The sequence below is a fragment of the Pseudomonas sp. MH9.2 genome (assembly GCF_034353875.1).
GTDB lineage: Bacteria > Pseudomonadota > Gammaproteobacteria > Pseudomonadales > Pseudomonadaceae > Aquipseudomonas.
The window spans coordinates 3,888,517-3,900,058 of the sequence record NZ_CP133784.1 but is presented as its reverse complement, the minus strand read 5'-3'; the positions used below and the strand labels follow the sequence as shown (position 1 = coordinate 3,900,058).

Annotated in this window: 7 protein-coding genes and 1 pseudogene; 7 read left to right on the top strand and 1 reads right to left on the bottom strand. The window is 60.3% G+C overall.

Annotated features, from left to right (window positions below; translation table 11 throughout):
• Positions 1-218: 218 nt before the first annotated feature.
• From RHM55_RS18060 to accC, 6 genes and pseudogenes are all read left to right on the top strand, one after another.
• Positions 219-1,886, top strand: a complete 1,668-nt coding sequence (locus RHM55_RS18060; protein WP_322177655.1) for a PleD family two-component system response regulator — start codon at positions 219-221, stop codon at positions 1,884-1,886.
• 1,498 nt (positions 1,887-3,384) lie between these two features.
• Positions 3,385-3,900 (top strand): annotated as a pseudogene (locus RHM55_RS25990) (methyl-accepting chemotaxis protein); the annotation flags it as partial.
• Between the two features lie 98 nt (positions 3,901-3,998).
• Entirely contained in the window at positions 3,999-5,786 is a 1,788-nt protein-coding gene (locus tag RHM55_RS18050) for a protein-disulfide reductase DsbD (protein ID WP_322177653.1), read from the top strand.
• A gap of 126 nt (positions 5,787-5,912) precedes the next feature.
• Positions 5,913-6,368 carry a type II 3-dehydroquinate dehydratase gene (gene aroQ / locus RHM55_RS18045; protein ID WP_322177652.1) on the top strand — a complete coding sequence of 152 codons (456 nt, stop codon included), beginning with the start codon at positions 5,913-5,915 and terminating at the stop codon, positions 6,366-6,368.
• A gap of 24 nt (positions 6,369-6,392) precedes the next feature.
• Positions 6,393-6,848: an acetyl-CoA carboxylase biotin carboxyl carrier protein gene (accB, locus tag RHM55_RS18040; protein WP_219062523.1), complete on the top strand. Its 456-nt coding sequence runs from the start codon at positions 6,393-6,395 to the stop codon at positions 6,846-6,848.
• Positions 6,849-6,865: 17 nt separating this feature from the next.
• A complete protein-coding gene (accC, locus tag RHM55_RS18035) occupies positions 6,866-8,209 on the top strand; it encodes an acetyl-CoA carboxylase biotin carboxylase subunit (protein ID WP_322177651.1) in 1,344 nt (447 codons plus the stop codon).
• A gap of 74 nt (positions 8,210-8,283) precedes the next feature.
• On the opposite strand, the gene RHM55_RS18030 is transcribed toward accC, so the two are convergent.
• Positions 8,284-10,182: a sigma-54-dependent Fis family transcriptional regulator gene (locus RHM55_RS18030; RefSeq protein ID WP_322177650.1), complete on the bottom strand. Its 1,899-nt coding sequence runs from the start codon at positions 10,180-10,182 to the stop codon at positions 8,284-8,286.
• Positions 10,183-10,461: 279 nt separating this feature from the next.
• On the opposite strand from RHM55_RS18030, the gene RHM55_RS18025 reads away from it, so the two are divergent.
• Positions 10,462-11,520: an ATP-NAD kinase family protein gene (locus tag RHM55_RS18025; protein ID WP_322177649.1), complete on the top strand. Its 1,059-nt coding sequence runs from the start codon at positions 10,462-10,464 to the stop codon at positions 11,518-11,520.
• Positions 11,521-11,542: the final 22 nt, after the last annotated feature.

Here is an 11,542-nt window from a genome sequence, read left to right as displayed (position 1 = left end):
GCAGGCTTGCCTGCTCACATCCTGTTTCGGATACAAAATCTGCAAAAAAACGCCAATTCAACCCCTGTAATTCTGTACTACCCACGCAAACGGATTGGTCATTAGAAGGCTCAATACTTTAGGGGCTAATTGACTTACGGCACGCTGGGGGATGATGAGAGGTGCTAGCATAGAGCCACCAGCCTACCTACGCTTGCACCCTCACTAGTAGCCAGGATATGACCGAGCCAGAAGATCCGAGTCGTGATCGTCTCAAGCATCATTTTGCCCAGCGGGTAATTCATCAGGCACGTCAAATTCTTGAGGTCTGGCAACGCCTGCAGCAAAGTGAATGGTCAACTGCAGACATGGCAGAGCTCACCGATTCCACCTTGCGCCTGCTGCGTTTCGCCGAGCGCTTTGAACAGGCTGAGCACGCACAATTGGCACGCAGTATCAGCGTGGCACTTGATGACGTCGAAGCCAACCGTGGACGCCTGAGCAGCAGCCTGATCACCGAACTCAACCGGTTGATGCAACGCTTGTCGCGCACCGGCCTGCGCCACGGTGACCACCTGGACCAAACGTCGTTGCCGCCCCTGCGTAAGCCAATCTACGTGATGCTTCAGGACCACGAGCGCGCAGAGCGACTGGCCAAACAACTTGAGTTCTTCGGTCTGAGCGCCTTGTCGCTGGACAGTATTGCCGCGTTCCACGCCACTATGGCTGAGCGCTACCCGGCAGCGATCGTGATGGACGTCGACTTCTGCGGCCCCGGCGAAGGCCTGATCCTGGCGGCAAAGGTGCAGGACGGACTGGAGCACAAGCTGCCGCTGTTGTTTTTCAGCCATAACGAAACTGACACCCCGACCCGACTGGCCGCCGTACGCGCTGGCGGTCAGGAGTTTCTCACCGGCACGCTAGACGCATCGAGCCTTCTGGAAAAAATCGAAGTCCTCACCTGTGTGGCGCAATACGAGCCCTATAAAGTGCTGATCATCGATGACTCCCGCGCTCAGGCCACTCACACCGAGCGCCTGCTGAACAGTGCCGGAATCATCACCCGCACATTGATTGACCCGATCCAGGCCATGGCCGAACTCGCGGAGTTCCAACCTGACCTGATCATCCTCGACATGTACATGCCGGGCTGCACAGGTACCGAGCTGGCCAAGGTGATCCGCCATAACGACCGTTATGTCAGCGTACCGATCATCTACCTGTCGGCCGAAGACGATCTGGACAAGCAACTCGATGCCATGAGTGAAGGCGGCGATGACTTCCTGACCAAACCGATCAAGCCACGGCATTTGATCACCACCGTGCGCAACCGCGCGGCGCGAGCGCGCAACCTCAAAGCGCGGATGGTTCGCGACAGTCTGACCGGCCTGTATAACCACACACATATCCTGCAACTGCTTGAAGATTGCAGCTTCCGCGCACGCCGCGAAGGCAAGCCGCTGAGCTTTGCCATGCTCGACATCGATCACTTCAAGCGCGTCAACGACAGCCATGGTCACCCCATGGGCGACAGGGTGATCAAAAGCCTGGCGCTGTTCCTCAAACAACGCCTGCGCAAGACCGACTACATTGGCCGTTACGGTGGCGAAGAGTTTGCCATCGTGATGCCTGACACCGACCTGCACAACGCGCACCGAGTGCTGGACGAGATCCGCCAGCGCTTTGCTGAGATTCATTACCCGGCGCAACCGGTGGATTTGTCGTGCACCTTTAGTGCAGGTGTTGTGGAATTGTACGAAAGCGCCGACAGCCTGACGCTGTCGTCACTGGCAGATGATGCGCTGTACCACGCTAAAGATGCGGGACGTAATCAGGTGCACGCGGGCCGCCAGAGGCAAAGTGCCACTTTTATTCATGAATCGACCGATTCGGTCATAACACTGTAACCAAAACGCAATAACTTCAAGCGCTTACCCTTAGTCGTCGGGTCGAGACCACATGCGCCTGAAGCTGCTTACCAATCTCAATACGTTACTGCTGGTCACCGTTTGTGTCGCGTTAGGAATAACGCTTTGGTGGTCACAGCAGGCACTGGAACGCCCCTATCAACTGATGGAGCGCTACCTGAGCCTGTCTCAAGCGTTTCAAAACCAAGTCGCGCGCAGCATTGAGGATTACCTCTCCAGCGGCGATGCGCTGCGCCAAAGCGATGCCATTCAGGCCATCGACAAGCTCCAGCATGAGCTCGATGCGCTGCCGCCACAGATGGCCGACAGCCTGCGCCCGAGCCTCTCCCAACTGCGCGAGTTCAGCAGTAACGACCTGCTGGCCGCCGGTAAGCTGGCGGGTGATCCGCAAGGCCTGCTGTTACAGGCTGAACGCGAACTGGGCGCCGCGCTTGAACAGCTCACGCACTATGCTTCCAGCAACACCAACCCTGCGGCGCCCAGCTACCAAGGCCCGCTACTGAGCGCATCACAACACTTGGGACGCCTGAGTCTGGCCCGGGACAAACTGGTCAGCAGCGGCCGCAGTGAGCTGGCCGCCGATGTCGAACGTGAAGTCGCCGCCATCAGCACCCAGGCGCAAGCACTGGATGCCTTGCCATTGCTCGGCGTCACGGCCAGTGCCGAGTCGAGCACCGAAGACTTCTCCGCCATGATGGGCCTGGGCAACAGCGAGAAAGCCGTCGCCGAAGACAGCGGCGTGGGCTACAAACGTGAATTGAGCAGCCTGCTTAACCGTTACCCTGCCGAGCTGAACCGTACCCGGGATCAGATTCAGCGCCGCGCAGAACTCAGCGCCAGCGCTCAACTCAAAATCGACACGCTGCAAAAAGCAATCACCAGCCTGGAACCGGAGGTGCGCGGACAGCACGCACTTATCCAGGGCGATGTGCGGATGATGCAAGGCCTGATGATCGGCCTGATCCTGTTGATCGCGCTGTTGATCGACACCCTGCAACGGCGCCTGTCCCGCGTTCTGACCAATCTTGCGCCCGCGTTATCGACCTGGGCCGAGGGGGATTTCGCCAAGGACATCCAGCTGGGCGCGACCAACCGCGAACTGCGCGACATCGAAGAATCGCTGAATCGTCTGCGGGCCTACCTCGTGGACCTGGTCGGCACTATCCGCTTGAACGCAGAGCAGGTTGAGGGCAGCAGTCATGCCTTGGCCGAACTCTGCACCGGCCTGCATGGCGGCGCAGAACGCCAGGCCAGTGATACCGCGTTGATTCGCGACTCGCTGGGCGAACTGGAAGCCACCATTCAACAGGTGGCCGGGGACGCCAGCCAAGCCGCAGAGGCCAGCCGCGATGCCGGTCGCGCCGTAGAACAGGGTCAACGGGTGATCGGCCTGAGCCTGACCGGGCTGCATGCCCTGGTGGGCGAAGTGCAACACAACGCTCAGGCCATAGAAATCCTGGCTGTGGAGTCGGCCACCATTGGCAGCGTGTTGACCGTGATCCGTTCTATCGCCGACCAGACCAACCTGCTGGCCCTCAACGCCGCCATCGAGGCCGCTCGCGCCGGGGAAATGGGTCGGGGGTTTGCGGTGGTCGCCGAGGAGGTACGCTCACTGGCCCAGCGCACCGCCGGGGCCACGGGCGAGATTCAAGTACTAATTGCCAGCTTGCAAAAAGCGGCAAGTGAGTCGGTAGAAGGCATGCGTGCTCAGGTCGAGCACGCCAAAGCCACCGCCAATCAGGCACAAGCCGCCGATGGCGCGCTGGATGAAATCGTCGGTGCGATCCAGACCATCGCCAACACCGCAGAACGCATCGCCGACGTTACCGCCCAACAAAGCGGTGCCGTCAGCGAAATTCGCGATCACAGCGAAGGCATCCACCAATTGGGCGGGGATAACCTGCTGCGCATCGGCGAAGGCCGCAGCCAAAGCCAACACCTGCAACAACTTGGCGGGCGACTGAACACCGCCGTGCAAGCGTTCAGGGTGTAGATCCGCCTCTTGTAGGCGCAAGCGCCTACAAGGTCTGTGTCATGCAAGACCGGGAGCAGTCCGCTATCATGCGCGGACTTTCGACATGCGAGACCGCTATGCGCCGCCTGCTCTGCCTGATGTTATTGATCCTCGCCCTGCCCGCCTCGGGTGCCAGCCTCCTGGACAATCGCCCCAGCACCACACTAGGCACAGCATCGCTAAACAACAGCGCTGACTTCCTGCCGGTCCGCGAAGCATTTCGCCTGAGCCTGATCGAAACCACACCGCAATCGATCAAATTGCGTTTCGTCGCCAGCGAAGGCTATTACCTATACCGCCATCGCTTTCAGTTCCGCACCGAGCCTGCCGATATCGGCCTGGGCGCCGCGCAGCTGCCTCAGGGCGAGCAAAAACACGACGAGTACTTTGGCGACGTAGAGGTCTATCACGGCATTCTCGATGTCGACCTGCCACGCAAACCCGGCGACAACCGACCGTTCACCCTGGCCGTCACCTATCAAGGCTGTGCCGACAAGGGTCTGTGCTATCCGCCTGAAACCGAGCGCCTGGACATCGGCGACGTTGCGGCCGCAAGTACAGGCTTGTCTGCCACACCACCAACCAAGGGCACCTGGGGCTGGAAGGAACTGGCGCTGTTTTTCCTTGCGGGTATCGGCCTGACATTCACCCCGTGCGTACTGCCTATGCTACCGATCCTGTCCGGCGTGGTCCTACGCGGGCAGGTCGGCGGGTTGCGCGGTTTCAGCTTGTCGCTGGCGTATGTGCTCCCGATGGCCATCTGTTTTTCCCTGCTCGGGGCGTTGATGGGCATGTTCGGCGCAGAGCTGAACTTACAGGCGCGCCTGCAATCAGCCTGGGTGCTGGTACCTTTTTCGCTGTTCTTCATGATTTTCGCTGCGGCAATGTTTGGTCTGTTCGAACTGCGTCTGCCGCACTTCATCAGCTTTCACCTGCACCGGGTTGCGGGACGCACTGAAGGCGGCTCTTTATGGGGCGCGGCAGTCCTCGGCGTGGTCTCCAGCCTGCTGGTTTCGCCGTGTGTCTCGGCGCCCCTGGCAGGCGCGCTGCTTTATATCAGCGCCAGCGGTGATGCGCTGGGTGGAGCCTTGAAGCTGTTCGCGCTGGGACTCGGCATGGGCACGCCCTTGCTGCTGGTCGCCACGGGCGGCGCGGCATGGCTGCCTAAAAGCGGCGAGTGGCTGATCTCGGTAAAAAACATTATCGGCGTCCTGCTGCTGGCCGTGGCCATCGGCCTGCTCAGCCGGGTCATCCCAGGCGAGATCACCCTGCTCCTGCTGGGCTTGCTGGGGGCCGGCGTTGCCCTGTTTCTTGGCGCACTGGAGTTCACCTACAAGTCCGGTCCACAACGCCTTAATCAGTTGCTTGGCCTGTTTTTGCTGGTCTACGCAGTGGCCTGCTGGTACGGCGCACTGAGCGGCCAGACCGATCCTTTGCGTCCGCTGGGCCGACCACAAGCGGCATTGATGGCCAATGAAGCCGTGGCACCCACCAGCCCATGGCAGACCATCAGCACTGCGGCCGAACTGGACCGCGCCCTGAACGACGCAAAAAATGCCGGTCAACCGTTGCTGCTGGACTGGTACGCCGACTGGTGCATCAGCTGCAAAGTCATCGAACATGACGTGCTGCCCGATCCCCGCGTGACGAGCAAGCTGACCGGTTATAGCCTGATTCGTTTCGACATGACCGACAGCAGCGCCGAACAACGCGCCCTGCTCGACCGCTACAAGCTGTTCGGCCCGCCTGCGCTGCTGTTCTTCGGCAAAAAGGGCGCGGAGCTTGCGGATATTCGGGTGGTCGGCGAAATCAATGCGACAGCCTTCGCGGCACGCATCGCCAGGGCAAATGACCAAATTCAATAAACGAGTCACAAACTTCGCGCGAACATCGGTCATCGTGCTGGCTATTGCAGTTAACTGGACAGTCCGCAGGGGTTTACGGCATAGTCGCTGCGCATCGATGCTCGCATACACAAGAAGGAACAACAGATGGCGACCTTACTGGTTCTCCACGGACCTAACCTGAACCTGCTCGGCACACGCGAACCGGGCCTCTACGGCGCGGTGACCTTGGCGCAGATCAATCAGGATCTGGAAAAACAGGCCCGAGACCGTGGCCATCATCTGATGTACCTGCAAAGTAATGCCGAGTATGAACTGATCGATCGCATTCACGCCGCACGCGATGAAGGCGTGGACTTCATTGTGATCAATCCAGCAGCTTTTACGCACACCAGCGTCGCATTACGTGACGCGCTGCTGGCCGTGAGCATCCCATTCATCGAAGTGCATCTCTCTAACGTGCACAAACGCGAACCTTTCCGCCATCACTCTTACTTCTCGGATGTAGCGGTGGGAGTGATCTGCGGCCTTGGCGCCAGCGGTTACCGACTGGCCCTGGAGGCCGCCCTGGAACAGCTTGAACAACAAGCTATACGCCCCTGACCGACCCTTGGGAGTTGATGATTAATGGATATCCGTAAAGTTAAGAAACTGATCGAACTGCTGGAAGAATCCGGCATCGACGAGCTCGAGATCCGTGAAGGTGAAGAGTCCGTACGCATCAGCCGTCACAGCAAAACCCCTGCTCAGCAGTACTACGCACCTGCTCCAATGGCTGCGCCGGTTGCACCTGTTGCTGCCGCGCCCGTTGCCGTTGTTGCAGAAGCACCTGCCGCACCAAAACTCAACGGCACGATCGCTCGTTCGCCGATGGTCGGTACGTTCTACCGCACGCCTGCTCCGACTTCGCCAGCTTTTGTCGAAATCGGCCAGACCGTGAAGAAGGGCGACATCATTTGCATCGTTGAAGCGATGAAAATGATGAACCACATCGAAGCTGAAACCAGCGGTGTGATCGAATCCATCCTGGTAGAAAACGGTCAGCCGGTTGAGTACGACCAGCCGCTGTTCACCATCGTTTGAACCACGGAGAGCCTGCGATGTTGGAAAAAGTTCTGATCGCCAACCGCGGCGAAATCGCCCTGCGCATCTTGCGTGCCTGTAAAGAACTGGGCATCAAGACCGTCGCCGTACACTCAACGGCAGACCGCGAGTTGATGCACCTGGGCCTGGCAGACGAAACCGTCTGCATTGGTCCTGGACCTGCCAACCTGTCGTATCTGAACGTTCCAGCCATCATCTCGGCTGCCGAACTGACAGGCGCCACGGCGATTCACCCGGGTTACGGCTTCCTTGCGGAAAACGCCGACTTCGCCGAACAGGTGGAGAAATCCGGTTTCGCCTTTATTGGTCCTACCGCCGAAACCATCCGCCTGATGGGCGACAAGGTTTCTGCCAAGGACGCCATGAAGCGTGCTGGCGTGCCAACGGTTCCAGGTTCTGACGGCCCACTGCCCGAAGACGAAGAAACCGCGCTGCGCATCGGTCGCGAAGTCGGTTACCCCGTGATCATCAAAGCCGCTGGCGGCGGTGGTGGTCGTGGTATGCGCGAAGTGCACCGCGAAGAAGACCTGATCGAAGCGGCGAAGCAGACCCGTGCCGAAGCGGCAGCCTGGTTCAGCAACCCGATGGTCTATCTGGAAAAGTTCCTGACCAACCCACGTCACGTGGAAGTTCAGGTGCTGTCCGATGGCCAGGGTCACGCGATCCACTTGGGCGACCGTGATTGCTCGCTGCAACGTCGGCACCAGAAGGTGCTTGAAGAAGCACCGGCACCGGGCATCGACGAAAAGGCTCGCCAGGAAGTTCTAGCGCGTTGCGTCAAGGCCTGCATCGACATCGGTTACCGTGGTGCCGGCACGTTCGAGTTCCTTTACGAGGACGGCAACTTCTACTTCATCGAGATGAACACTCGGGTTCAAGTAGAGCATCCGGTATCGGAAATGGTCACCGGCATCGACATCGTCAAGGAGATGCTCAGCATCGCCGCCGGCAACAAACTCTCGTATACCCAGGATGACGTAGTCATTCGCGGGCATGCACTGGAGTGCCGGATCAATGCCGAAGACCCGAAAACGTTCATTCCGAGCCCTGGACTGGTCAAGCATTTCCATGCGCCGGGCGGTAATGGCGTACGGGTCGACTCCCACCTTTACAGTGGCTACAAAGTACCGCCGAACTACGACTCGTTGATCGGCAAGCTGATCACGTGGGGCGCAACCCGTGACGAAGCCATGGCGCGCATGCGCAATGCGCTGGACGAGATTGTGGTAGACGGGATCAAAACCAACATCCCGCTGCACCGTGACCTGGTTCGTGATGAAGGCTTCTGCAAAGGCGGAGTCAACATCCACTACCTGGAACACAAATTGGCTAACGAATAACGGTCTCCGTTACTCGAGCCACTCGCAGCACCTGAAAAAGACCCTCGCCTCGCGGCAAGGGTCTTTTTTTGGCCCTAAATGCGCCTTTTACCCGGCATCTCGATACCGTGCAGGTTCACCCGCCGGTACAACGTCGCCCGCGATATCCCCAGTGATCGGGCGGCATCACCGGGTTTCCAGCGATGACGGATGAGCGCATCCAGTAATAGCTGACGTTGCGGACTGACGCGTTCTTCAACCGAATGAGTCAACGAACGCTCGGTGCCAGGTGCCCCACGGACATCTTCCGGCAGGTCACTCAACTGGACAGTCATGCCTGCGGACACCGCACAGGCGTAACGCAAGACATAGCGCAATTGGCGGATATTGCCCGGCCACGCGTAGCTGAGCAGGCATTCCAGTGCCGACGCACTCAAACCCGCCCGCCCGCCGCACAAACGCGCTTCTTCTTCGAACAGTCGATTGAGCAACACCAGGCGGTCGCTGCGCTCGCGTAAAGGCGGCAACTGGAATCGCGCACCGCTGAGACGAAAATATAAATCCTCACGAAAACTACCGTCCGCCACCATCGCCGCAAGATTGCGGTGTGTCGCACAGATCACTTGAATATCCACCGTTTGCCGCCGCGCACCGCCCAAGGGGGCGACCTCGCCTTCGGCCATGACCCGCAGCAGACGGGTCTGCAAACTCAAGGGCATGTCGCCGATCTCATCAAGGAACAACGTGCCACCGTCAGCCTGCTGCAACAGCCCGCGCATGCCCTTGCTCGACGCCCCCGTGAACGCACCGGCGACGTAGCCGAACAACTCGCTCTCGATCAGGCTTTCCGGAATAGCCGCACAGTTGAGGGCGACAAACGGCCCGCTGCGCCTGGCGCTGATGTCATGCAACTGCCGGGCAAACACCTCTTTGCCTGAGCCGGTCTCACCCTGAATCAGGACCGGCAAGTTGCAATCCTTGACCCGCACCGCCAACTGCAAGCTCTGGGCAATGCACGGATCGAGTTGGGTGGCGGCGCTTTCCTCTGTCGGCACGGCTCGCATCGGGTGCTGCCTGCGGGGCGCGCTGAGTCGCACATGCAATTCGCCGTCATCGCCTCCCCAGCGCAGCAGTTGCGGCGTTTCATCCGTTACCGCCTGCAAGGCATCAGGGCCGAACACCTCGTTGATGTGCTCTGGCAAGCGACCAAAACGCTGACGCAAAGCCTGTCGCGCCATGCTGTTGAGGGCCAACAAGCGGCCGTCGTTATCCAGCGCCAACAGGTAATCGGGCTGACTGTCGACATACCCCGGCGCGCTGTGCGCACGTAACAACCAATGCCCCTGAGCGCTGTGCATGAAGAACGCGTTTTCTATAACGCGGGCACTCTGCACGACCATCTGCCGGATCAAATGCTGACTGCGCCGATCATCCGGCGATTGCAGCGCCGAAACGTCCAGCACGCCGAGCAGCTCACCTTGGGGATCGAACACCGGCGCCGCAGAACAGGTCAACCCGATGAAGGCCGCCCGAAAGTGATCACGTTTATGAACCGTCACCGGCGCCTTGCCCGTGAGCACGGCGGCAACCCCGCAGGTCCCTTCCTCGCCTTCCGACCAGCAGGTTCCCAGGTATAAACCGGCCTTGCGGCAATCGTTGCGGATGCCCGACTCGACCCGATAGTCGATGGTCTGGCCCTGCGCGTCGGTCAGCAGCACACAATAATCGGCTTCGCGAACCCGTCCGTGTAGCCTCGCGACTTCCTCGCCGGCAATTCGCAGGAACAGGTCAGCACGCTCGCGGCATTCCTTGAGGACAGTGTGAGAAAGGATGCGCGGACCTTGCTGCGAGGCAGGGTCCAAATGGTATTGGTCCATCGAGCGTCGCCAGGAATCGAGAATCAAGTCCGGGACGGGGGCTTGTGGCAGGCGACCGGCATGCCTCAGCACGCGGCTGACGCAGTCCACATGAGCTTTGGAGTGTGCGGCAAACATGGCCTGTCCACCTCTGGGCGTATTGTTGTTATGCGCGTTATTAAGCGCCGTTTGCCTACCCACGACAACCCTTCCTGCGAGCGAGCCGTCGTTGAGACGGAGCGTCTCAGCGTCTCGCTCAAACCCCCGGTCATCTGCAACCACGCGTCTCGCCCAGCCCCTCCGCCAGGCACTCGACGCTGTTGCACGAAGCGCTCTGCACCGGCCCTCTGCGGCCATATCAACCGGGTTGGCACCGGCCTTGCTCTGACACAGACAAACAATAATCAGAGGTGTGCCATGACTGAACCCGCGCTGACCGTGGGGATCATCGCCAACCCGGCGTCGGGTCGCGATGTGCGCCGCCTGACGGCCAATGCTGGCGTTTATTCGAGTACCGAGAAGGCCTCCGTGGTCCAGCGTCTGCTCGGCGCTTTCGGCGCCACCGGCATCCAGCACGTCTTGCTGGCGCCCGACATGACAGGCATCGCCGCCGCTGTGCTCAAAGCCAGCCAGGGACGTAACGCTCGTGAAAGCCACTGGCCACGCCTGACCTTTCTCGACATGCCCTTGCGCCAGACCGTCGAAGACACACGTCTGGCCGCACGAATGATGGCCGAACAAGGGGTCGCACTGATCGCAGTGTTGGGCGGCGACGGGACGCACAAGGCGGTTGCCGCCGAAGTCGGTGACATTCCCCTGCTGACACTCTCGACCGGGACTAACAACGCCTTCCCTGAACTGCGTGAAGCCACCAGTGCCGGGCTGGCCGGTGGGCTCTGCGCAAGCGGACGTATTCCTTCCGGGGTTGGCCTGCGGCGCAACAAGCGTTTGCTGGTTCGCGAGCACGCCCGGGGCATTTGTGAATGGGCGCTGGTCGATGTCGCCGTCTCGTCGCAACCTTTCATCGGAGCCCGTGCGATCTGCCGCGCCGAAGACCTGGCGGAAGTTTTCGTGACGTTTGCCGAGCCCCATGCCATTGGCCTTTCGGCACTCTGCGGGCTGTGGTGTCCAGTTTCGCGCCAATCACCGCTGGGCGCCTGGGTCCGCCTGAACCCCAACGCCGACGATGCCGTTCTGGTGCCGCTGGCGCCAGGTTTGCTCCAGGGCTGCGCCGTCAGTGCCTGCGGCTCGATGCAACCTGGGGTGGCTTATTCGCCGAGTCTGCTCAATGGCACCCTGGCCCTGGACGGCGAGCGTGAAATCGAGTTCAGCGCCAACGACCACCCCACCGTCACCCTCGACCCTTACGGCCCGATCAGCATTGATGTCGAAGCCGTTTTGGCCTACGCCGCGCTCCATCGCCTGCTGGCGATAGGTCGCGAGCACCCGCAACACCCCGCAAACCTTCCGTGTTGAGACAACCCAGGAGAACAACAAG

Bases quoted from the DNA above. Each gene is read 5' to 3' on its own strand.
- RHM55_RS18060 (WP_322177655.1), top strand. From the start codon at position 219: ATGACCGAGCCAGAAGATCCGAGTCGTGATCGTCTCAAGCATCATTTT.
- RHM55_RS18050 (WP_322177653.1), top strand. From the start codon at position 3,999: ATGCGCCGCCTGCTCTGCCTGATGTTATTGATCCTCGCCCTGCCCGCC.
- aroQ (WP_322177652.1), top strand. From the start codon at position 5,913: ATGGCGACCTTACTGGTTCTCCACGGACCTAACCTGAACCTGCTCGGC.
- accB (WP_219062523.1), top strand. From the start codon at position 6,393: ATGGATATCCGTAAAGTTAAGAAACTGATCGAACTGCTGGAAGAATCC.
- accC (WP_322177651.1), top strand. From the start codon at position 6,866: ATGTTGGAAAAAGTTCTGATCGCCAACCGCGGCGAAATCGCCCTGCGC.
- RHM55_RS18030 (WP_322177650.1), bottom strand. From the start codon at position 10,182: ATGTTTGCCGCACACTCCAAAGCTCATGTGGACTGCGTCAGCCGCGTG.
- RHM55_RS18025 (WP_322177649.1), top strand. From the start codon at position 10,462: ATGACTGAACCCGCGCTGACCGTGGGGATCATCGCCAACCCGGCGTCG.